Source organism: Pseudomonas sp. Pmew2, assembly GCF_058129885.1.
In genome coordinates, this window is sequence record NZ_CM176702.1 from 6,081,744 (window position 1) to 6,103,820 (window position 22,077).

14 protein-coding genes and 4 pseudogenes are annotated in these 22,077 nt (G+C 60.4%); 10 read left to right on the top strand and 8 right to left on the bottom strand.

Going from position 1 to position 22,077, the window contains the following annotated elements; translation table 11 throughout:
* The first annotated feature begins 4 nt into the window (after positions 1-4).
* The 3 genes and pseudogenes from cysT to AC4ANK_RS28090 all read left to right on the top strand — a co-directional run bounded on the left by cysT (position 5) and on the right by AC4ANK_RS28090 (position 2,684).
* A pseudogene (gene cysT / locus AC4ANK_RS28080) lies at positions 5-815 on the top strand (sulfate ABC transporter permease subunit CysT).
* Positions 816-828: 13 nt separating this feature from the next.
* On the top strand, positions 829-1,701 hold the full coding sequence (cysW, locus tag AC4ANK_RS28085) for a sulfate ABC transporter permease subunit CysW (protein WP_002551394.1): 873 nt from the start codon (positions 829-831) through the stop codon (positions 1,699-1,701).
* Positions 1,702-1,703: 2 nt separating this feature from the next.
* On the top strand, positions 1,704-2,684 hold the full coding sequence (locus AC4ANK_RS28090; protein ID WP_002551393.1) for a sulfate/molybdate ABC transporter ATP-binding protein: 981 nt from the start codon (positions 1,704-1,706) through the stop codon (positions 2,682-2,684).
* A 113-nt stretch (positions 2,685-2,797) separates the two neighbouring features.
* On the opposite strand, the gene AC4ANK_RS28095 is transcribed toward AC4ANK_RS28090, so the two are convergent.
* Genes AC4ANK_RS28095 through AC4ANK_RS28105 form a run of 3 tightly spaced genes read right to left on the bottom strand, consistent with a single transcriptional unit; the run spans position 2,798 to position 5,768 of the window.
* A complete protein-coding gene (locus AC4ANK_RS28095; RefSeq protein WP_031596154.1) occupies positions 2,798-3,610 on the bottom strand; it encodes a sulfite exporter TauE/SafE family protein in 813 nt (270 codons plus the stop codon).
* A complete protein-coding gene (locus AC4ANK_RS28100) occupies positions 3,603-4,856 on the bottom strand; it encodes an NAD(P)/FAD-dependent oxidoreductase (protein WP_002551391.1) in 1,254 nt (417 codons plus the stop codon). The genes AC4ANK_RS28095 and AC4ANK_RS28100 overlap by 8 nt, the downstream gene beginning before the upstream one ends.
* 27 nt (positions 4,857-4,883) lie before the next feature.
* Positions 4,884-5,768 carry an MBL fold metallo-hydrolase gene (locus AC4ANK_RS28105; RefSeq protein ID WP_002551390.1) on the bottom strand — a complete coding sequence of 295 codons (885 nt, stop codon included), beginning with the start codon at positions 5,766-5,768 and terminating at the stop codon, positions 4,884-4,886.
* A gap of 266 nt (positions 5,769-6,034) precedes the next feature.
* Here AC4ANK_RS28105 and AC4ANK_RS28110 point away from each other — a divergent pair, with 266 nt between their 5' ends.
* Positions 6,035-7,357 (top strand): sigma-54 interaction domain-containing protein, encoded by a 1,323-nt coding sequence (locus AC4ANK_RS28110; protein ID WP_002551389.1) that lies wholly within the window; start codon positions 6,035-6,037, stop codon positions 7,355-7,357.
* A 326-nt stretch (positions 7,358-7,683) separates the two neighbouring features.
* On the opposite strand, the gene AC4ANK_RS28115 is transcribed toward AC4ANK_RS28110, so the two are convergent.
* Positions 7,684-8,253 (bottom strand): xanthine phosphoribosyltransferase, encoded by a 570-nt coding sequence (locus AC4ANK_RS28115; RefSeq protein ID WP_002551388.1) that lies wholly within the window; start codon positions 8,251-8,253, stop codon positions 7,684-7,686.
* 53 nt (positions 8,254-8,306) lie between these two features.
* A complete protein-coding gene (rep, locus tag AC4ANK_RS28120) occupies positions 8,307-10,316 on the bottom strand; it encodes a DNA helicase Rep (protein WP_004660029.1) in 2,010 nt (669 codons plus the stop codon).
* Between the two features lie 205 nt (positions 10,317-10,521).
* Here rep and AC4ANK_RS28125 point away from each other — a divergent pair, with 205 nt between their 5' ends.
* Positions 10,522-12,186, top strand: a complete 1,665-nt coding sequence (locus tag AC4ANK_RS28125; RefSeq protein WP_460383836.1) for a putative bifunctional diguanylate cyclase/phosphodiesterase — start codon at positions 10,522-10,524, stop codon at positions 12,184-12,186.
* A gap of 12 nt (positions 12,187-12,198) precedes the next feature.
* Here the strand turns inward: AC4ANK_RS28125 and AC4ANK_RS28130 are convergent, their stop codons facing one another.
* On the bottom strand, positions 12,199-13,578 hold the full coding sequence (locus AC4ANK_RS28130) for a NorM family multidrug efflux MATE transporter (protein WP_002551385.1): 1,380 nt from the start codon (positions 13,576-13,578) through the stop codon (positions 12,199-12,201).
* A gap of 155 nt (positions 13,579-13,733) precedes the next feature.
* Here AC4ANK_RS28130 and AC4ANK_RS28135 point away from each other — a divergent pair, with 155 nt between their 5' ends.
* Both AC4ANK_RS28135 and AC4ANK_RS28140 read left to right on the top strand, forming a co-directional pair.
* The gene (locus AC4ANK_RS28135) at positions 13,734-14,654 is read left to right on the top strand and encodes a LysR substrate-binding domain-containing protein (RefSeq protein ID WP_002551384.1); all 921 of its coding nucleotides are present in this window, start codon (positions 13,734-13,736) and stop codon (positions 14,652-14,654) included.
* A gap of 184 nt (positions 14,655-14,838) precedes the next feature.
* Positions 14,839-16,116 (top strand): annotated as a pseudogene (locus AC4ANK_RS28140) (Cache 3/Cache 2 fusion domain-containing protein); the annotation flags it as partial.
* A 180-nt stretch (positions 16,117-16,296) separates the two neighbouring features.
* Here the strand turns inward: AC4ANK_RS28140 and AC4ANK_RS28145 are convergent.
* Together AC4ANK_RS28145 and AC4ANK_RS28150 are read right to left on the bottom strand one after the other, a co-directional pair.
* Entirely contained in the window at positions 16,297-17,526 is a 1,230-nt protein-coding gene (locus AC4ANK_RS28145; RefSeq protein WP_460382827.1) for an IS91 family transposase, read from the bottom strand.
* A complete protein-coding gene (locus AC4ANK_RS28150) occupies positions 17,507-17,788 on the bottom strand; it encodes a hypothetical protein (RefSeq protein ID WP_104720438.1) in 282 nt (93 codons plus the stop codon). The genes AC4ANK_RS28145 and AC4ANK_RS28150 overlap by 20 nt, the downstream gene beginning before the upstream one ends.
* 93 nt (positions 17,789-17,881) lie before the next feature.
* Here AC4ANK_RS28150 and AC4ANK_RS28155 point away from each other — a divergent pair.
* The 3 genes and pseudogenes from AC4ANK_RS28155 to AC4ANK_RS28165 all read left to right on the top strand — a co-directional run.
* Positions 17,882-18,487 (top strand): annotated as a pseudogene (locus AC4ANK_RS28155) (methyl-accepting chemotaxis protein); the annotation flags it as partial.
* Positions 18,488-18,928: 441 nt separating this feature from the next.
* Positions 18,929-20,582, top strand: a pseudogene (locus AC4ANK_RS28160) (Na/Pi cotransporter family protein).
* Between the two features lie 57 nt (positions 20,583-20,639).
* On the top strand, positions 20,640-22,016 hold the full coding sequence (locus AC4ANK_RS28165; RefSeq protein WP_002551379.1) for a M16 family metallopeptidase: 1,377 nt from the start codon (positions 20,640-20,642) through the stop codon (positions 22,014-22,016).
* The last annotated feature ends 61 nt before the right edge of the window (positions 22,017-22,077 follow it).

Sequence of the window (22,077 nt, forward strand, 5' to 3'; positions counted from 1 at the left end):
TTTTATGTCGCGTCGTATCTCCCCCGTCATACCCGGCTTCGGGCTGACGCTGGGCTACACCTTGGTGTACCTCAGTCTGATTGTGCTAATACCGCTGGCCGCCATGTTCGTGCATGCCGCGCAGCTGACCTGGGATCAGTTCTGGACCATCATCACGGCACCACGCGTGATCGCGGCGCTCAAGCTGAGTTTCGGCACCGCTTTCTATGCGGCCCTGATCAATGGCGTGATCGGTACGCTGCTGGCCTGGGTGCTGGTGCGTTACACCTTCCCCGGTCGCAAGATTATCGATGCCATGATCGATCTGCCGTTCGCCCTGCCGACTGCCGTGGCCGGTATCGCCCTGACGGCGCTGTACGCGCCCAATGGCTGGGTCGGCCGACCTGGGCTTCAAGATCGCCTATACGCCGCTGGGTATTACCCTGGCGCTGACGTTCGTCACCCTGCCATTCGTGGTGCGCACCGTGCAGCCTGTGCTGGCCGACATCCCCAAGGAAGTCGAAGAAGCCGCTGCCTGCCTGGGCGCGCGTCCGCTGCAGGTGTTTCGCCACATCCTCGTTCCGGCCTTGTTGCCTGCCTGGCTGACCGGCTTCGCTCTGGCGTTTGCCAGAGGCGTGGGCGAGTACGGTTCGGTGATTTTCATTGCCGGCAACATGCCGATGAAAACCGAGATCCTGCCGCTGCTGATCATGGTCAAGCTCGACCAGTACGACTACACCGGCGCGACCGCTATCGGCGTGATGATGCTGGTGGTTTCCTTCATTCTGCTGCTGCTGATCAACCTGCTGCAGCGGCGCATTGAAACCCCATCCTGAGGAGGCGCAGAACATGTCTTATTCATCTGTTTCAGCCGCCGCCTCTGCCAACGCCGCCCGTCGTGGCAGCGCGGTGTCGCGACGTATTCTGATCGGCCTGTGCTGGCTGGTGTTCGTGCTGTTTCTGGGCCTGCCGCTGTTCATCGTGGTGTCTCAGGGGCTGAAAAACGGTCTGGGCGCGTTCTTTACCGCAATCCTTGAACCGGATGCCTTGTCAGCGCTGAAGCTGACGGTCATTGCGGTCCTGATCTCGGTGCCGCTCAATCTGGTATTCGGCGTCAGCGCCGCATGGTGCGTGAGTAAATACTCGTTCCGCGGCAAGAGCATTCTGGTCACGCTGATCGATTTGCCGTTCTCGGTATCGCCGGTCATTGCCGGTCTTGTCTACGTATTGATGTTCGGTGCGCAGGGCCTGTTCGGGCCGTGGTTACAGGACCACGATATCCAGATCGTCTTTGCCCTGCCGGGCATCGTGCTGGCGACCATTTTCGTCACTGTGCCGTTCGTTGCGCGCGAACTGATCCCGCTGATGCAGGAGCAGGGTACTCAGGAAGAAGAGGCGGCGCGGCTGCTGGGTGCCAACGGCTGGCAGATGTTCTGGCACGTCACGGTGCCGAACATCAAATGGGGCCTGATCTACGGCGTAGTGCTGTGTACTGCGCGGGCGATGGGTGAGTTTGGCGCGGTGTCGGTGGTTTCCGGGCACATTCGCGGCGTCACCAATACCCTGCCGCTGCACGTCGAAATTCTCTACAACGAGTACAACCACGTTGCAGCCTTTGCCGTGGCGAGCCTGTTGCTGATCCTGGCGCTGTTCATCCTGCTGCTCAAGCAGTGGAGCGAATCCCGCATTAACCGTCTGCGCCATAACGCGGCGGAGGAATAATCATGTCGATCGAAGTCCGTAACGTCAGCAAGAATTTCAACGCCTTCAAGGCCCTGAACAACATCAGTCTGGACATCCAGAGTGGCGAGCTGGTGGCTTTGCTCGGCCCGTCAGGCTGCGGCAAGACCACCCTGTTGCGCATTATTGCCGGCCTGGAAACCCCGGATGACGGCAGTATCGTGTTCCATGGCGAAGATGTGTCCGGCCATGACGTGCGTGATCGCAACGTCGGCTTTGTGTTCCAGCATTACGCGCTGTTCCGCCACATGACGGTGTTCGACAACGTCGCGTTCGGCCTGCGCATGAAGCCCAAGCGTGAGCGTCCGAACGAAACGCGCATCGCGGAAAAGGTCCACGAACTGCTGAACATGGTGCAACTGGACTGGCTGGCCGACCGTTATCCGGAGCAACTGTCGGGTGGACAGCGCCAGCGCATCGCCCTGGCCCGCGCCCTGGCGGTCGAGCCAAAAGTGCTGCTGCTGGACGAGCCATTCGGCGCACTGGACGCCAAGGTGCGCAAGGAACTGCGTCGCTGGCTGGCGCGCCTGCACGAAGACATCAACCTGACCTCGGTGTTTGTGACCCACGATCAGGAAGAGGCCATGGAAGTGGCCGATCGCATCGTGGTGATGAACAAGGGTGTGATCGAGCAGATCGGCTCGCCGGGCGAGGTCTACGAGAACCCGTCCAACGACTTCGTCTACCACTTCCTGGGTGACTCCAACCGCCTGAGCCTGGGCGAGGAAGGTCATCTGTTGTTCCGTCCGCATGAAGTGTCGCTGTCCCGCCAGGAAATCGAAGACCACCACGCCGCCGAAGTCCGCGACATCCGCCCGCTGGGCGCGACAACACGGGTCACGCTGAAAGTGGAAGGGCAGAGCGAACTGATCGAGGCCGAAGTGGTAAAAGACCACGACAGCCTGGTAGGCCTGGCCAAGGGCGAGACACTGTTCTTCAAACCGAAGGTCTGGCAGAAGCTTTAAGCCCAACCCCCCGACTATCGTTCCCGCATTGGCACGATAGTGATCTCGGGATTTTCATCGTTCCCATGCTCCGCGTGGGAATGCCTTTCTGGACGCTCTGCGTCCTCGGGCGGTTAGCGCACTGACAACGCGAGCATGAATGCGGCAACAATGCCGCATACGGCGAACAGCTGTTGCAAGCGTGGGCCGGCGAGGTAGCGGGCGACTTGCCTGCCGACTATCAAGCCGATGACTGCGCCCAGAGCAAAAGGCGCACCCACCGTCCAGTGCATCACGCCGCTCAAGGAGGCGGTGATGACGCTGCCCGTCGAGACCAGCGCGATCACCGCCAGTGATGTCGCCACAACGCTTTTCATGCCCAGATCGCTGTAGCGGGTCAGCGCCGGAATGATCACGAAACCGCCGCCCACACCCAATAGCCCTGACAATAACCCTGAACCCACGCCCGTCAGCGTCAAAGCGCGCAGGCACGGCATGGTCCAGCGCAAACGGCCTTGCAGCGGGTTGAGCACGCAGGGCAGCATTTCTGCGCGCGGCGGCGGTTGGCCGTGGCGCAATTCGCGGCTGGCCCTGATGAACATGCGCGTGCAGGCGTACAGCAGCACGACCGAAAAGACCAATGCCAGCGGTGTATTGGGCAGCCGATGGGCGAGCCACAGGCCAAGAGGTGCCATCAGCACACCGATGGACGCGATGTACCCGGCAGCGCGATAGCGAACGATACCCTGACGCAGCCCCAGCACCGCGCCGATTCCCGCCGCCAGCCCGACGGCCAGCAGGCCGACAGGTGCCGCTTCGACAATCGACAGGCCAAGACCAAAAACCAGCAGCGGGACCGCGAGAATGCCACCGCCGGCGCCTGTCAGCGCCAGTACCACGCCAATGATCGCCCCCAGGCCAACGCCCAGCAGTTGATGCTCATCCATGCCTGGCGTCAGCCTTTTCCGGTTTGGCCAGCCATTCACGTCCCTTGAGCATGCCATGCCAGTAAAGTACGGGCAGCACGCGTTCTTTCAGCCACCAGGCCAGCCGGGTCGGTTGGCGGCCATCCAGCAGCCAACGCGGGAAGCTCGGCGCAACCTTGCCGCCATAGGTGAATTCAGCCAGTACGATCCGGCCTTTCTCGACGGTCAGCGGGCATGAGCCATAACCGTCGTAGACGGCAGACTCACTCAGACGACCCAGCGCGACCAGCACATTATTGGCCACCACCGGTGCCTGCTTGCGGGCGGCTGCGGCGGTTTTGGCGTTGCTGGTATTGGTGGCATCGCCGAGAGCATGAACATTGGCGAACTGTCGGTGCCGGAGCGTGGCAGGGTCCACGTCCACCCAGCCTGCGGGATCGGCCAGCGGGCTGCTGCGAATGAAGTCGGGGGCAATCTGCGGTGGCACCACGTGCAGCATTTCAAAGCTGTGCTCGACGGTCTCGCTGCTGCCATCGGCCTGCTTGCAAACAAACGTAGCACGCTTGCCCGGCCCGTCGACGGCCACCAGCCGATGGCTGAACTTGAGGTCGATGGCGTAACGCTCGATGTACTTCATCAGCGCCGGTACATAGTCCGCCACACCAAACAGCACGCCACCGGCGTTGAAGAACTGCGTATTGATCTGCGCCAGACGGCCGGTTTTCAGCCAGTGGTCACAAGACAGGTACATGGCCTTCTGTGGCGCTCCGGCGCATTTGATCGGCATGGGCGGCTGAGTAAACAGCGCGCGCCCTTGCTTCAAGCCCTGCACCAGCTTCCAGGTGTAGGGTGCCAGGTCATAGCGATAGTTGGAGGTCACGCCATTGGCACCCAGCGTCTCGACCAACCCATCGATGGCCGCCCAGTCCAGCTTCAGGCCGGGGCAGACCACCAGTTGCTGATAGCCAAGCGTGCGCCCGTCGGCGAGCGTCAGGGTATTGTGCTGCGGTTCGAACGTCGCCACCGCAGCCTTGATCCACTGCACGCCCGTGGGGATCAGCGACGCCATGCTGCGTGCCGTCGACTGCGGCGTGAAAATGCCCGCGCCGACCATGGTCCAGCCCGGCTGGTAATAGTGGGTATCGGCAGGGTCGACCAGGGTGATCTGCAGGGCAGCATCACGGGCGAGCAGGCTTGCGGCGGTGGCGATACCAGCAGCACCACCACCAACGATCAGAATCTGACAGGTAGTTATCGAAGCATTCATCACAGGGTTTCCCAAGGCGGGCAGCAGTCAAAAGGCATTGAGCGGGATCTTCAGGTAGACGACGCCGTTGTCTTCCGGCTCAGGAAAGTGCCCGCAGCGCATGTTGACCTGCACCGAAGGCAGCATCAGCACAGGCATATCCAGCGTCACGTCACGGGCTTCACGCATGCTGACGAACGCATCTTCATCTACGCCGTCATGAACATGGATGTTGCTGGCGCGCTGTTCGGCGACGGTGGTCATGTATTTCAGCTCACGACCGTTGGGCAGGTAGTCGTGGCACATGAACAGCAGGGTGTCAGGCGGCAACGCCAGCAGTTTGTGAATGGAGCGGTACAGTGTGCGCGCATCGGCTCCGGGAAAGTCGCAACGCGCGGTGCCGTAATCGGGCATGAACAACGTGTCGCCCACAAACGCGATGGTTTTGTCGTCGACCTGCACCAGGTAACTCATGCACGCCGGTGTATGCCCGGGCGTATGCATGGCCTTGACCTGAAGTGTTCCAAGGGCGAACGAGGCGTTATCTTCCAACAGCACATCGAACTGGCTGCCATTGCGGGCAAAGTCAGACGGCGCGTTGAACAGCGCGCCAAAGGTTTCCTGCACGGCGGTGATATGGCTGCCGATGACGATTTGTCCGCCAAGCTGCTGTTTCAGATACGGCGCAGCCGTGAGGTGATCAGCATGCACATGGGTTTCGAAAATCCACTGTACCGAAGCCCCCAGCGCCTGTACCCGGCCGATCATCCGGTCGGCAGACTCGGTCCGGGTGCGGCCCGACTTGGGGTCGTAATCGAGCACGCTGTCGATCAGCGCGCACTGCTTGCTGTCCAGGTCCATCACCAGGTAGCTGATGGTCCAGGTATGACTGTCGAAGAGTGCTTCGACATAAAGTTTTTCACCGATGATCATGTGCAATTCCCATGGCTGTAAATCGCCTTGAGGCCCGTTTGGTCAGGCCGGACGGTTGGCAGTCGTTGCTATGACATCTCAATAACCATGCCAAAGGCCGGAAAACCCATTGAGCATAGTAAATACAAGGCGTTGAGGGATTCTGCGGAAAACCCGCGTGATGGTTGCCAAGGCGCTGACTGCCACATTCTGGCAGTCGCTTGGCAGACGGTGGCATAAGCTGGCAGCGAGATGGGTTAAGCTGCGGCCAATCCACAGGAGCAAGCATGACCCTCATCGCCACTGATTTACCCGGCAGTCGCATGCAGTCGCTGGTGTCATACCTCGAACATGACCTGCGACCGACCATCGTTCTGGACACCGACTACAACATTATCGCGGCCAACACCGCCTATCAGCGTCAGTTCGGCGTTGAAGGCACGCCACATGTGGGCGAGAAGTGTTATCGGGTGTCGCATCAGTTCGCGGTGCCGTGCGATCAGGCCGGTGAACATTGCCCGATGCGCAAGGCCCACGAAACGCGGCTTCCGGAGCGTTTGCTGCATATTCACCATACACCTCGCGGCCCTGAGCACGTGGATGTGGAGCTGCGGCCGATTCTCGATGACGGGGGTGAAGTCATCGCCTACGTCGAGCGACTGAGCTCGGTGGCCGTGGCGTCGGTTCAGCCGCAGCAGCATGGGCTGGTCGGTCGTTCAGCAGCATTCAAAGAGGTCCTGAGTGCCTTGCAACGCGCTGCACCCGCGCAGATTCCGGTGCTGCTGCAGGGTGAGTCGGGTACCGGCAAGGAATTGTTCGCTCGCGCACTGCACGCCAGCAGCGCCAGGTCCGCCGGGCCGCTGGTGGTGGTCGATTGCACCGGGCTTACGGAAACCCTGCTGGAGAGCGAGCTGTTCGGCTATGAAAAGGGCGCGTTCACCGGCGCGTTACAGCGCAAGACCGGTCTGGCCGAAGCCGCTCATGGCGGCACGTTGTTCCTTGATGAAATCGGCGAGGTGCCGCTGGCCATGCAGGTCAAGCTGTTGCGGCTGATCGAATCAGGCAGCTTCCGCCCGGTGGGCAGTCTGCGAACGGTGCATTCGGATTTTCGGCTGGTGGTGGCCACACACAAACCGCTCAAGGAGATGGTCACCAACGGCAGTTTTCGCCAGGATTTGTTTTACCGCATCAGCGCCTTCCCGATCCGTCTGCCCGCCCTGCGCGAACGCAGCGAGGACTTGCCGTTGCTGATCGACAGCCTGCTGCAACGCATCGCGCCAGGTGCTGCTCCGCGTGTCGACGCCGAGGCCATGAAGCTGCTGAGTCTGTACAGCTACCCCGGCAACATCCGCGAGCTGCGCAACATACTCGAGCGTGCCCGCCTGTTTACCGATGACGGCGTTATTCGCGTACAGGATTTACCCGCTGAAGTGCGCGGTCAGGGCGAAGAAGCGGGTGGCGTGACTTACCGCCAGCAGGACGACGGCCTGGAGAAACTCGCCCATGCACTGCGAGTGTTCAATGGCTCGCGCAGCGAACTGGCCAGAGAACTGGGGCTGAGCGAACGCACCCTGTATCGACGTTTGCGTGCCCTCGGTATTCCGCGCTGAAGCACGCACACGGCGACGCAGAGCGTCGAGAACTGCATTCCCACGCTGGAGCGTGCGGAACGATAATCGTAACTATCGTACGGCGCCCCCCCACTGGAGCGTGCGGAACGATAACCGCAACTATCGTGCGGCGCTCCCCCACTGGAGCGTGCGGAACGATCATCGCAACTATCGTACGGCGCTCCCCCACTGGAGCGTGCGGAACGATCATCGCAACTATCGTACGGCGCTCCCCCACTGGAGCGTGCGGAACGATCATCGCAACTATCGTGCGGCGCTCCGCGTCGCATGCCTTTCCGGACGCTCTGCGTCCTCCCTTGAACACGTTACTTGAACGTCACAACCCCACCGGCCAGGGATTCAACCCGCGCCAGCGATTCCACTCTATAGCCCTGTGCATCCAGTTCGGCACGGCCGCCCTGGAAGGACTTCTCGATCACGATCCCCAGCCCGGCCACGGTCGCACCGGCCTGCTTGATGATCGAGATCAGCGCCTGCGAGGCTTTGCCGTTGGCGAGGAAGTCATCGATGATCAACACGTGATCGTCGCTGCTCAGATGACGCGGCGAGATCGCCACGGTGCTCTCCACCTGCTTGGTGAATGAGTACACGGTCGCCGACAGCAGGTTTTCGGTCAGGGTCAGGGACTGGTGCTTGCGGGCGAAAATCACCGGCACGCCCATGTTCAGACCCGCCATGACGGCCGGCGCAATGCCGGAAGCTTCGATGGTCACGATTTTGGTCACGCCAGCGTCGGCGAACAGACGGGCGAATTCGTCACCAATTTCCTTCATCAAGGCCGGATCGATCTGATGGTTGAGAAACGCATCGACTTTCAGCACCTGATCGGACAATACGATGCCTTCTTCGCGAATCTTCTTGTGCAGTGCTTCCACTTCAATTCCTAGACTGCGCCATTGCGCAATAAATGATCAATTTCGTTTGTCGACTAGCGTTTCAGCATGGCGCGAATATCGGCAAGCGCGGTATTGCCGCGAACGGCTTTGACTTCCGTCGGAGTGTCGTCATTGCCTTCCCAGGCCAGGTCATCCGGGGGCAGCTCATCCAGAAAGCGGCTTGGCGCGCAGTCGATGATTTCACCGTACTGCTTGCGCTTGGCGGCGAACGTGAAGGCCAGAGTCTGCCGCGCGCGCGTAATGCCGACATAGGCAAGACGGCGCTCTTCTTCGATGGTGTCGGCTTCGATGCTGGAGCGGTGCGGCAGGATCTCTTCTTCCATGCCCATGATGAACACGTAAGGAAACTCCAGCCCCTTGGAGGCGTGCAAGGTCATCATCTGCACGCCTTCAGCACCATCTTCCTCTTCCTGCTGACGTTCAAGCATGTCGCGCAGGACCAGCTTGCCGATGGCTTCCTCGATGGTCATACCGCCTTCTTCGTCCTTTTCCAGCGTGTTTTTCAACGCCTCGATCAGGAACCAGACGTTACTCATCCGGTAATCAGCGGCCTTTTCGCTGGAGCTGTTCTGCCGCAGCCAGTTCTCGTAGTCGATGTCCATGACCATGCTGCGTAGCGCGGCAATGGGGTCGTTCTGCGCGCATTGCTGGCGCACGCCGTCCATCCAGCGCTTGAAGCGCTGCAAACGGTCGGTGTAACGGCTGTCCAGGTGCTCGCCCAGGCCGATTTCTTCGGTGGCGGCGTACATCGACACCTTGCGTTCGGTGGCGTAGTTACCGAGTTTTTCCAGCGTGGTCGAGCCGATTTCTCGACGCGGCACGTTGATGACCCGCAGGAAGGCGTTGTCGTCGTCCGGGTTCACCAGCAAACGGAAATACGCCATCAGGTCTTTCACTTCCTGGCGACCGAAGAAGCTGTTGCCGCCGGAGAGTCGATACGGCACCTGGTGGTGCTGCAATTTGAGTTCGATCAGCTTGGCCTGGTAGTTGCCGCGATACAGGATGGCGAAGTCGCTGTAGGGCCGGTCGGTGCGCAGGTGCAGGGTGAGGATTTCCATCGCCACGCGCTCGGCTTCGGCATCTTCGTTACGGCAACGGATGACACGGATTTCGTCGCCGTGGCCCATCTCGGACCACAGTTGTTTTTCGAAGGCGTGCGGGTTGTTGGAGATCAGCACGTTGGCGCAACGCAGAATACGGCTGGTGGAACGGTAGTTCTGCTCCAGCATGACCACTTTCAACGACGGGTAGTCGTCCTTGAGCAGCATCAGGTTTTCCGGTCGCGCACCACGCCAGGCGTAGATCGACTGGTCGTCGTCGCCCACCACGGTGAACTGATGGCGCGAACCGATCAGCAGTTTAACCAGCAGGTACTGGCTGGCGTTGGTGTCCTGATATTCGTCCACCAGCAGGTAGCGCACCTTGTTCTGCCATTTCTCCAGAATGTCGGCGTGTTCCTGGAACAGCTTGACCGGCAGCAGAATGAGATCATCGAAGTCCACTGCGTTATACGCCTTGAGCGTGCGCTGGTAGTGGGTGTAGACGATGGCGGCGGTCTGTTCCTTGGGGTTGCGGGCGTTTTCCAGCGCGTCGGCAGGCAGGATGAGGTCGTTTTTCCACGAACCGATCATGTTCTTGATTTCGTCGACACCGTCGTCGCCCGAATACTCTTTCTGCATGATGTCGGTCATCAGGGCCTTGACGTCGGTCTCGTCGAAGATCGAGAAGCCCGGTTTGTAGCCTAGCCGCGTGTGTTCCTTGCGGATGATGTTCAGACCCAGGTTGTGGAAGGTCGAGACCGTCAGGCCGCGTCCTTCGCCGCCTCGGAGCAGCGTACCGACGCGCTCCTTCATCTCGCGCGCGGCCTTGTTGGTAAAGGTCATGGCGACAATGTACTGGGCGCGGATGCCGCAGTTCTGGATCAGGTGCGCAATCTTGCGGGTGATCACACTGGTCTTGCCGGAACCGGCACCGGCGAGCACCAAAAGAGGGCCGCCGACGTAGTTCACGGCTTCCTGCTGCCGGGGATTGAGTCGGGACATGGCGGTATGAAGAGTCGTCTGTAAAAAAGGTCGGGCATTTTAACAGGCCCACGGGTTTGTGCAGCGGTCATCGTAGCCAGACAGTGATCGCTATCTAATTCTTCTGTTTTTGTTACATTTGCGCCGCGACGCAACGATACGTGTATTTGTCACGCTCCAGCGGGAGTGCGGCCACCGGTTTTTCCTTTGCACTTAGGAAGTTAGATTGCCTACACCTGTCGAACCCTTGCGATTGCTGTTATTGGCGCACGAGCCTTTCTGGTACGCGCTGCTGCGCGATTGCCTCACTGCGCCGGGCAGCAACGTAATACTTCTGCATGGCGAGAACTGGGACGCTTTCAGCGCCGGGTACGCTAACGAGCGCAGCACCGTGCTGCTGACAACGCCCGACCTGCAGCCCAGAACCGGAACCTGCCTGCTACCCACCGTGGTTCTGCTCGAAAAGGAACCGCTGGTCGGACCGAGTGGCGTCAGTGACTGGCTGGTGCGCGATGCATTGACCGGCGATGCGCTGCGGCGCTGCCTGCGTTATGTCCACGAGCGCAGTCGCCTGGAAGACAGCCTGCGGCGTCTGGTCGGTCAGGACCCGTTGACCAGCATCGCCAATCGTCAGGGTTTTCAGGCACTGTTGACGGAGCGTCTGGCCGAGGGTGGCAGCCTGGCGCTGGGGCATCTGGATCTGGACAATTTCCGCCGCGCCAATGACTCGCTGGGGCATCAGGCGGGTGACCGACTGATTCTGCAAGTCGTGGCACGCCTGAAAAACCAGCTCGCTGCGGACGATCAGCTTGCACGCCTGGGCGGCGACGAATTCGCCCTGTTGATTGACACCCGCACAACACCTGCACGCGCCATGCAACTGGCCGAGCGAATTACTGACGTGCTGTCCGAACCCTACTGGGTCGATGGCGAAAGCCTGCTGCTGGGTTGCAGCCTGGGCATTGCCCATTCACAAGCCCGGCCCGAAGCAGACCCGCTGATGTGGCATGCCCACATCGCCATGCGCCAGGCCAAGAGCACGCAGGGCTGCACCTTTCATCTGTTCGACGAGCGCATCAACCGCAACGCCCGCAGCCTGGCCGATCTGGAAGGCGAGCTGCGACGAGCCCTGCGCCGCGATGAACTGGAGCTGCATTATCAGCCACGGCTGTGCCTGGAGACCGGGCGCGTTGTCGGCCTGGAAGCGCTGGTACGCTGGCGCCACCAGGCGCGCGGGCTGCTGCCGCCCAGTGAATTCGTGCCATTGGCCGAGCAAAGCGGCCTGATCGTGCCGCTCGGCTACTGGGTCATTTTCCGCGCCCTGCGTGACATGCAGGCCCTGCGCGAGCAAGGATTTGCGCCATTGCATATGGCGATCAACCTGTCGTTCCGGCAATTTCAGGACAGCCAGTTGTTGCCGACACTGAGTCGCCTGATTGAGGAGCTCAGCGTCGACGCGCACTGGCTGGAGTTCGAACTGACCGAAACTGCCGTCATGCGCCGCAGCGATCAGGTCCTGCAGACCATGGACGCAATGCGGCGGCTGGGTGTGCGCTTCTCGCTGGATGATTTCGGTACGGGCTATTCATCGTTCATGCACCTCAACAGCCTGCCCATCGCGCTGCTCAAGATCGACATGGGCTTTGTCGGGCAGATGGAGCTACGCGAAGAGAACCGCAAGCTGGTCAACGCCATGATCAAGCTGGCCCACAACCTGAACCTGGAAGTAGTCGCCGAGGGCGTCGAAACCGCCGGGCAACTGGAGTTGCTGTGCGATTTCGGCTGCGACCAGGTGCAGGGTTATCTGATCAGCAGGCCGCTGCCGATAGCGGATCTGGTGGCTTACCTGCGCTCGGAAGCCGCCAATACGGGTGCATCAAACTCCGGATGACGGCGCGCCGGATCAGGCCGGCACCGCCAACCCGGCTGCCTCCCGACGCAACAGGCGAGCCGTCTTCCATTCAAACGCATAGGTCAGCGCCACGGCCGAGCAGAACAGACCCAGCGCCAGCCCCCACCAGACGCCTGAAGCACCGGCATCGGTAGAAAAGCCGAGCAACCATGCGGCAGGCGCGGCAATCAGCCAGTAACAGCCCAGACCGATCAGGAACGTGGTGCGCGCATCCTTGAGCCCGCGAATCGCCCCCATCGCAATCGTCTGAGTACCGTCGAAGAACTCGAACAGGGCCGCAATGGCCAGCAGTTTTGCGGCCAGCACGACAATCTCGGCAAAGGCCGGGTCATTGATATCCAGAAACAGGCCGATGACCACATTAGGCGCCAGCCAGAACAGCAACCCGAACATCAGCATCACGCAGCCGCCAAAACCGATGCCCAGACGGCCCGCCACGCGCACCATCAACAGGTTGCCCGCGCCATAATGCTGGCCGATACGCATGGTTACCGCATAGGACATTCCCACCGGAACCATGAACGCCATGGACACTGTCTGCAGGGCGATCTGGTGCGCGGCCATTTGCGTACTGCCCATTGCCCCCATGCAGAACGCTGCGAAGGTAAACAGGCCGACTTCCACCGCATAGGTCCCGCCAATCGGCAGGCCGAGACGCCAGAGTTCTTTCAGGTGGGTGCGCGACAGCTTCGAAAGCCCCTTGCTGATCGGGTACGCCGCGTAGGCCGGATGGCGCTTGATATGCAGTGCCAGCGCCAAGGCCATGCAGTTGGTCACGATCGCGGTCACCAGCCCGATGCCCATCAGCCCCAGATTCGGCAGCCCGAGCCATTGATGAATCATCGCGTAATTGAGCACGAAGTTTGCGCCCGCACCGGCCAGACTGATGGTCATCACCGGCCCCGCACGCCCGAGTGCACTGGTGAAGCCGCGCAGTGCCATGAAGCTGAGCAAGCCAGGCAGGGCAAAGGGCAGGGTGATCAGAAACTGGGCAGCCATATGCACGTTGGCTTCGGCCTGACCGAACTGCAACAGGATGGGCTCGAGGTTCCACAGCAGCAGCGCAGCAACCAGCGCCATGCCCCACGCCAGCCACAGACCGGCCTGGGTCAGGCGCGTCGCACCTTCGGTATCACCTGCACCATGGCGAATCGCGACCAGCGTGCCGACCGCAGCCATCACGCCCACGCAAAAGAATGAAACAAAGCTGTACGTGGCCGCACCCAGGCCACCGCCTGCCAGCGCCTCCGGGCCGATCTTGCCCATCATCACCGTGTCGGTGAACACCATCAGCATGTGCGCCATCTGCGATGCAATCAGCGGCCCGGCAAGGCGCAGGATGATCCAGAGTTCTTTAAGTGCGGGCTGCATGTGGGCGGTGCTCTACGGCGGAGTTCGGATGAGCGCCTATTCTGGGCGGTTGGACGCGCAAGCACAAAACGATAAACCTGATGCGCTGCATGAGTAAAACTCATCTGAGACGATTTGCAGTAAAGTAGCCACTCATCGCCAGCAGGAAGCGCCATATGCCTCGCAGTCTCCCCCCTCTTTATGCACTAAGGGCGTTTGAAGCTGCGGCGCGGCATACGTCGTTCACGCGAGCGGCCGAGGAGCTTTCGATCACTCAAAGTGCAGTAAGCCGTCACATCCGCACGCTGGAAGAGCACTTTGCCTGTCGTTTGTTTCAGCGCAACGGGCGCAACTTGCAACTGACTGAATCAGCGCGTGCGCTGTTGCCCGGCGTGCGTGATGGGTTTCTGGCGCTTGAGCGAGCCTGCAGCACCTTGCAGACCGACGAAGGCATTCTGCGCATGAAAGCGCCATCGACGCTGACCATGCGCTGGTTGCTGGCGCGGCTCAGTCGCTTCCGTCATCTGCAAGTAGGCAACGAGGTGCAGCTGACCAGCGCCTGGATGGATATCGATGCCGTGGACTTTACTCTGGAGCCTTTCGACTGCGCGATTTTACTCAGTCACGGGCATTTCCCCTCGGACTGGGAAGCCACTTTGCTGTTCCCGGAGCTGTTGATTCCGGTGGGGGCACCTACGTTGTTGAAGGACCCGCCATGGGACGTGAAGCGGCTGGCCAAGGCCGAGTTGCTGCATCCCACCCCTGACCGGCGTGACTGGCGCACCTGGCTGAACCGCATGGGGCTGGCCGATCAGGTGTCGCTCAAAGGCGGGCAGGTGTTCGATACGCTTGAGCTGGGAATGATTGCAGCAGCACGCGGTTACGGCGTATCGATGGGCGACTTACTTATGGTCGCCGAAGACGTGGCGCAGGCCCGTCTGAGCCTGCCGTGGCGCACCGCGGTATTCAGCGGAGAAAATTATTATCTGGTCTGGCCGCGCACAAGGCCCGGCGCAGAGAGGTTGCGTCGCCTCAGCGATTTTCTGCAGACGGAAGTCAACGCTATGGAGTTGCCGTTAGTTGAAGTACTGCATTAAAAATTAGTTTAGTATTGAACTGCCATCATTGGTTAATGTCGCGACCGTTACTCAAGTAACGACTCTGGTGGCCGAAGCACTGCTTAACGAATGCCTGTTCAGGCAGCTTAAAACACTCATTAATTTGTTCGCTGAATGGTAAGCCACGGATCAGGCAACTCCAATCATTCGGCATGGAGTCTCTATGTCCAAGCCCCGTACCCGAATTGCCTCGCAACTCGGTATTGCTCTGGCCGTGATCCTGGCTGTGGTTATCAGCGGCAGCACCCTGTTCGCGTTAAGGTCTCTGGACGCGTCCAACCTGGTCATTCGCGAAGAGCACATGTCGAGCGAAGCCAGATTGCTCGCCGACCAGTTGAGCACGTTCCACAGCACCCTGCGCGATAGCACTCAGCGCCTCAGTGGTCTGTTCGAAAAGCGCTTTGCCGGTGGCCTGAACCTGCAACCCGACAAACCGGTCACGGTAGCGGGCACTTCCACGCCAGGCCTGTTTCTGCGTGATACCGCACTGAACAACGATTTTGCCGAGGTTGATGAATTCCGCTCGATGACCGCGGGCGTGGCGACGATTTTCGTGCGCAGCGGCGACGACTTCGTCCGTATCAGCACCTCTCTGAGCAAACAGGATGGCACGCGCGCCATCGGTACCGTGCTGGATCGCAAGGGCGCAGCCTACGAGCGTTTGATCGCCGGTCAGAGCTATGTGGGCAAAGCGGTGTTGTTTGATCGCTATTACATGACTCAGTACAGCCCGGTTCGCGACAGCAGCGGCAAGATCATTGCGGCGCTGTTTGTGGGCTTCGATTACACCGACGCACAGAAAACCCAGTTCGATAACCTCAAGAGCTTTCGCATTGGCTCTACCGGCTCGCTGGCACTGCTGGACGAAAAAGGTGCCTGGCTGGTTCCGCCGGCGGGCGTCAAATCTCTGGACGGTGCAGCGAAGTCCGTTGCCGACCTCGCCAGCAAACCGGGCAAGGCGCAGTTCTGGGATGACGGCGATGACGACTACTACAGCGTTGGCCAGCCGTTCGCCGGCGGCCCCTGGACCGTCATCGCCAGCATGCCGCGTGACGAAATCAGTGAAGTGACCTGGAACGTCGGCACCCAGCTGGCCATCGGCAGTGTGCTGGCCATGCTGATCGCAGTGATCAGCGCGATCTGGCTACTGCGCAGCAAGCTGCGTCCACTGTCCGAACTGGTACGCCAGGCCGATGCATTGGGTGCGGGCGACCTGAGCGTACGCCTCAATGTGACCAGCAACGACGAGATCGGGCAACTGTCGGGCAGCTTCAACAAGATGAGCGAAGCGCTGTCATCAATGGTGTCGCATATCCGCACCGCGGCGCAGGAAGTCAGCACGCGCGCCCACGCATTGTCCGGCCTGTCCGGCGGCGCGTTCGAGGGCATGGAGCAACAGTCCGGCGAGATCACCAGCATGGCCGGTGCCGTCGAGGAGTTCATGCATAGGAATTTCAAAATGCCTATGCATGAACCTGACGCTGTGAAGGAGGCGTCATGCCTTCATAGCGATGCGTAGGAAGACGCTGATGCGTTACTTATGCAGTGAAAATCCCTATCAATCCGAATTTGTGCAGGTTATTTTACCGCTGAGCCTAGGTGCGGACGCACCTTCCCCCTGTCAGGGCTTCACGTACCTCATCTGCGCGATCGCCTGAGCGTTGAGGACCAGTCCCTGCACCGTCAGCCCGCTGATCGCTGCCGTGTATACCATCCGCGCGCCACACAGCACGCAGCGGAACGGATCGACGTTTAGAAAGGCTTTGGCCATCGGCGCAAAATACAGCTTTGGTACCGGTCCTGGCGTCGCCATCTTCAGTGCTTCATACACCTTCGGCAGGTATTTCCCACACACCCGATTGGCCAGAAAACCAAAATACCGGATCATCCGGAAATGCTTTTCCGGGATGTGCTGGACCACCCGGCGCAGCATGTCGGCCTGGCTCAGCGTTTCCTGCTGATAGGTCTGCGTGCGGTGATCCAGGTAGGTAAAGCTCAACGTGGCCCCGCAGGTGTAATGCGCCAGACGACTGCCCGAGATCGGCGGTTTTTTCAGGTAGCGGCCCAGGTAATTGACGGTCTTTCGGCCGTTTTCCGTCTTCTTCGACAAGTGGATGTGCCAGTGCTGGCCACCAGCGGTCAGTATCAAACGGCGCCAGTCGCTTTCACAGTGGATGTGGGCCAGCTGCGGCGGCATCGTCAGTTGCGAAAGCGGCTGTCCCAGCAGGTAATCGCGCACCAGCCACATCCAGCGCCGCCGCAGGGCCTCTTTGTGGAACGACAGATTTTTCCAGACGCCCTGCTCATCCAGGCCGCCCGCGGTCACCGACAGGTGGACGTGGGGATGCCAGTTGAGCCGCCGGCCATAGGTGTGCAGCGCACCGAAAATCCCGACGCGCAAACCGCGCCGCTTGGCGGTGTAGATCAGGTTATCGGCCGCCAGACGAAACAGCGCATCGAGCAGCCAGCGGTTGTAGAAGAACAGGGACCACAGCGTGTCGGGCAGCGTGAACACCAGATGCTGCCAGGGGCAGTCGGGCAGACGGTTGTTTTGCACGGCGATCCACTGGTCGGTGGCCTTTTTGCCGCAGGAAGGACAGGCCCGGCAATGGCAGGTGTTGCACAGGTATTTGACGTGTGGGCAATGCTCATTGCCACAGGTGTAGTGTTTGACGCCCAGTATCGAGGTGCCGCAGGCGAGCATTTTGCTGATCGACTCCACTTCGATTTGGCGCAGACCGCCGGCTTCCAGCAAATCTGCCCAGCAGCCGTTGGCCGTGAAGAGGTTTTTGAGCGGTCGAGGTTTGTAAGCAGGCGGTGCAGAGGCCACGTCAGCAGGATGGCTCCTCATCGTGGTGAATGACGGCGGTGATGGCGAATCCGCCTGGCCCTTCTCTCATCGAAACGCTTACGCAAGAAGCGTCGGGAAACCTGTCGTTCAGATACGCTGTCTGGCAGCCACTACAAAGATCGACATCACCCAAAGGATCGACATCGAAGAAAAATTCGGTATCGGGAACGAAGGTGGTATGCCCGGCGCGTTGGAGACGGGTCTGCTTTGCCTTGGCTTTTGCCCGGCTTGCCCGTTTACGTTTTTTTGTCTCTGACGCCATGTGTAAGCCTGTGCTGAGGAGGGATCGACTCAATTTTGGCTATGATAACCGATTTCAAAATCCCACAATTTGCAGCCGCAGGCTGCCCAGTTCATGGACGAGGCGTCTTCATCGCTGCAACAGATCGCAACCTCGCTGAGCAGTACAGCAACGGTCATCGACACACTGGGCCAGCGTTCGCAGGAGATCGGCAGCATTGTCGGGGTGATTACCTCGATTGCCGACCAGACCAACCTGCTGGCACTCAACGCCGCCATCGAGGCCGCACGTGCCGGTGAACAAGGCCGCGGCTTTGCCGTGGTGGCCGATGAAGTGCGCAGCCTGGCTTCTCGTACCCGTGAAGCGACGGACGAAATCTCCGGCATGATCGCCAGCATTCAGCAGGAAACCGGCAACGCCATCAGCACCATGCAACAGGGCAACACCCTGATGCAGGAAGGCCTGTCGCTTAACGCCAAAGTGGCCTCGGCACTGGCCCAGATCGACGAACAAAGCCGCTCGGCCGGTCACCAGTTCGCCGCCATCACCACCGCCACCCAGGAACAAAGCAGCACCGCCACCATGCTCAGCAGCAACCTGCAAAGCATCGCCATGGCCAACAGCGAACAGCGCCAGGTGATGTCCAACCTGGCGGTCACCGCTCAGGAGCTGAATGGGTTGGCGACAGAACTTCGTAACGAGGTTGACCGGTTCCGTTGATGGCTGCTGGAAGCCTCACGACTATCGTGCCGATGCTCCGCGTCGGAGAGCGATAAGTGCTCTCAAGAACACCATCGTATCCATGCTCCGCGTGGGTATGCCGTTCTGGACGCTCCGCGTCCGGTCTTGCGTTTGTGGTGCGGCGCAGACTTGTGACGCAGAGCGTCACCCAAGGCATTCCCATGCTGGAGCGTGCGGAACGATAATCCAACTGTCGTGCCGAAGCTCTTCAGCCATCGTGCGACGCTCCCGCGTCCGGTCTTGCATTTGCGGTGCGGATTTATGACACTTTTATTTCAATGAATCCCACCCTGTGCGATGCTGGCGCCAAGGCCAATAGCCGACTAAAAGCTTAGTAGAGCGTTACACCCTTTCCCCGCTCGCTACATGCACATCTTTCAATTCATCGCCTGAACGGGCAAACCTCAGGGGGCTTTCAGCATGCTGACCCTGCTCGATTTGCTATCTGCCGTCGCCCTGCTGATCTGGGGCACGCATATCGTGCGCACTGGCATCCTTCGTGTTTACGGTGCACAACTTCGTCGTTTACTCAGCCAGAACATGTCCAAGCGACCACTGGCGTTCATCGCCGGCATTCTGGTGACAGCCATGGTGCAGAGCAGCAACGCCACCGCCATGCTGGTGACGTCGTTTGTCGGCCAGGGGCTGATGACGCTGACGCCTGCGCTGGTGATCATGCTTGGCGCCGATGTCGGCACCGCATTGATGTCCCGCGTGCTGACGTTCGATCTGTCATGGCTGTCGCCGTTGCTGATCTTCCTTGGCGTAGTGTTTTTCCTGTCGCGCAAGCAGACCCGTGCCGGTCAACTGGGACGGGTCGGTATCGGCCTGGGCCTGATCGTGCTGGCGCTGCAATTGATCGTCGCAGCGGCTGCACCGATCACCCAGGCGGCCGGGGTCAAGGTGCTGTTTGCCTCGTTGACCGGCGACCTTCTGCTGGATGCGCTGGTCGGTGCCATGTTTGCGCTGATCTCCTATTCCAGCCTCGCGGCAGTTCTGCTGACGGCCACCTTGGCGGGCACGGAAGTCATTGGCTTGCCGGTGGCGATCGGCCTGGTGATCGGGGCCAACATCGGCAGCGGCCTGCTGGCCTTTCTCAGTACCAGCATGCAGAACGTCGCCGGTCGGCAGGTGGCGCTGGGCAGTCTGTTGTACAAGCTGTTCGGCCTGTTGCTGATCTTTCCGGTGCTCGACCCGCTGGTTGCCTGGATCGACACGCTGGGCTTTCGTCCGCAGGAGTTGGTGATTGGCTTTCACCTGATCTACAACACGTTGCGCTGCCTGATCATGCTGCCTACCGTTGGCCCGATGGCGCGGTTGTGCGCGGCCTTGGCTGCCGCAGCAGAACGAGGTCGGTGGCCTGGCCAAACCTCGCCATCTGGACCTGACCGCATTGTCGACGCCCAGCCTGGCCCTGGCCAACGCGGTGCGCGAAACCCTGCGCATGGGCGACTTGATCGAGAGCATGCTGGGCTCGATGCTGGCGGTGCTGCGCGGCACGCAGACGGCGGTCACTCAGGAAGTGCGCCGCCTCAACGATGACGTGGAAGCGCTCTACAGCGCGATCAAGCTATACCTGGCGCAGATGCCGCGTGAGGACCTCGGCGAGCACGATAACCGGCGCTGGGCCGAGATCATCGAGCTGACCATCAATCTGGAACTGGCCAGTGGCCTGATCGAACGCATGCTGCGCAAGATCCAGCAGCAGAAGACCTCGCACCGCCGCTCATTCTCGGAAGTCGGCCTGGAAGAACTCGCCGATCTGCAGATCCAGTTGCAGTCGAACCTGCGTCTGGGGCTCTCGGTGTTCCTCAGCGGTGACGAGGAAAGCGCGCGTCAATTACTGCGTGAAAAACGCCGTTTTCGAGCCCAGGAACGCCGTCTGGCGCATGCTCACGTCAGCCGCCTGCGGCAGAAGGTTGTGCAGAGTATCGAGACCAGTTCGCTGCACCTGGAACTGATTGCCGACATGAAACGCCTGAACTCGCTGTTTTGCAGCAGCGCTTATGTGGTACTGGAAACGGCCGACACCGGGGCCTTGTCGAGCGAGAGCGAGCCCGAACGATCACTATGAACGTAAGGGCCGAGGTGAAGTCTGTTAAACATACCGGCCCGCCAGGAAAGCTGTTTTATGCGTTGCCTGCTGTTCGCTTGTCTGCTCCTCGGTTCACTCCCTTCGTTTGCCCTTGACCGCCTTCAGGTCGAGGGCTATCTGCTGCCCAATGGTTTGCAAGTCCTTCTCAAGCCCGGTTCCGAAAAGGGTCACGTCGCCATCCGGCTGGTGGTAGGCATCGGTTTCGATGACTTCCCCTGTCAGGACAAGGAGCTGCCGCACCTGCTGGAACACTTGCTGTTCAGCGGCGTGGATGACAGCGGTGAGGGGGGGCTGGAGGAGCGCATGCAGGCACTGGGCGGCGAGTGGAACGCCTTCACCAGCAACGCCGATACCACCTTCGTGATTGAAGCGCCTGCGCGCAACCAGCGCAAGGTGCTCGACCTGCTGCTGGAGATCATGACCAGAACCGAACTCAGCCAGGCACGACTGGACGGCGTCAAACGAGTCGTAGAACGAGAAGACGGCGGGCATTTTTCGCACTTGCAGCGCCTGCTTGACCAGCGTGATTCCGGGCGCAGCGCCAGCAGCCAGCTGGCGGTGGAGCTGGGCCTCAAATGCGCTGAACGTCCCGAGGTGGACGGCATCCAGCTGGAGCACATCGAAGACGTCTTCGCCAACTGGTACGCCCCCAACAACATGACGCTGATTGTGGTGGGTGATCTGGACAAGCTGCTGCCAGCCTATCTGGAGCGCACCTACGGCAAACTGGCACCCACCGACCCCATCGATCACCCGCCGCTGGCGCAAAGCACGGGTTCAGCCGAGCCGCGACGCGAGCTTGAGCGCGGCGGGCTGGGCGAGAGTGCCAAGCTGCACCTGATCTACCCCGAGCCACAACTTGACGACCAGCACGACGAAACCTGGGAGCTGGTCAAAGCCTATCTTGACTGGACGCTCTACACTGAGCTGCGTCTGAAACACAGCTTGTCGTACGGTCCTTCTGCCGAGCGGGAAGTGTTCGGCGATGTCGGGTTTTTGAGCCTGAATGCCGATGTCGAACGTGACGATGCCGATGAAGCCGAGCGGGACATCCGCAGTTTGGTCGAGCGCCTGCAAAAAGACGGCATGCAGCCCGCTACATTTGCGCGGTTGCAACAGCTCGCCATCGACCGGCAATCGTGGGCCACACAAGGCAATAGTGCGCTGGCCGACTATTATTGGAGCGCGCTCAATGATTACGAAAACGGGCGCTTCGAAGACCCGGCCAAACGCATCAAGGCGGTGAAACTGGAGACAGCCAGTCAGGCCATGCGCCAGCTGCTCGCCCAGCCGGGCTACATGCGAATTGAAAAGCCTCTGTTCAGTTATGACGGCCTGTATTGGCTGATTGGTGGGGTGCTGGGCCTGATAGCCTTGTTGGCCGTGTGGCGCTGGCGTGTACGCAATAAATAGAATGCTGACGCCGAACTGCATTGGTGGTGTTGGCTGCGCGCCGCGCTTGTTACGCTGCGCG

Excerpts from the sequence above, each read along its gene's own strand:
- AC4ANK_RS28145 (WP_460382827.1), bottom strand. The coding sequence starts at position 17,526 with ATGAGGAGCCATCCTGCTGACGTGGCCTCTGCACCGCCTGCTTACAAA.
- AC4ANK_RS28130 (WP_002551385.1), bottom strand. The coding sequence starts at position 13,578 with ATGCAGCCCGCACTTAAAGAACTCTGGATCATCCTGCGCCTTGCCGGG.
- cysW (WP_002551394.1), top strand. The coding sequence starts at position 829 with ATGTCTTATTCATCTGTTTCAGCCGCCGCCTCTGCCAACGCCGCCCGT.
- AC4ANK_RS28100 (WP_002551391.1), bottom strand. The coding sequence starts at position 4,856 with ATGAATGCTTCGATAACTACCTGTCAGATTCTGATCGTTGGTGGTGGT.
- AC4ANK_RS28150 (WP_104720438.1), bottom strand. The coding sequence starts at position 17,788 with ATGGCGTCAGAGACAAAAAAACGTAAACGGGCAAGCCGGGCAAAAGCC.
- AC4ANK_RS28090 (WP_002551393.1), top strand. The coding sequence starts at position 1,704 with ATGTCGATCGAAGTCCGTAACGTCAGCAAGAATTTCAACGCCTTCAAG.
- AC4ANK_RS28095 (WP_031596154.1), bottom strand. The coding sequence starts at position 3,610 with ATGGATGAGCATCAACTGCTGGGCGTTGGCCTGGGGGCGATCATTGGC.
- AC4ANK_RS28165 (WP_002551379.1), top strand. The coding sequence starts at position 20,640 with ATGCGTTGCCTGCTGTTCGCTTGTCTGCTCCTCGGTTCACTCCCTTCG.
- AC4ANK_RS28110 (WP_002551389.1), top strand. The coding sequence starts at position 6,035 with ATGACCCTCATCGCCACTGATTTACCCGGCAGTCGCATGCAGTCGCTG.
- AC4ANK_RS28135 (WP_002551384.1), top strand. The coding sequence starts at position 13,734 with ATGCCTCGCAGTCTCCCCCCTCTTTATGCACTAAGGGCGTTTGAAGCT.
- rep (WP_004660029.1), bottom strand. The coding sequence starts at position 10,316 with ATGTCCCGACTCAATCCCCGGCAGCAGGAAGCCGTGAACTACGTCGGC.
- AC4ANK_RS28105 (WP_002551390.1), bottom strand. The coding sequence starts at position 5,768 with ATGATCATCGGTGAAAAACTTTATGTCGAAGCACTCTTCGACAGTCAT.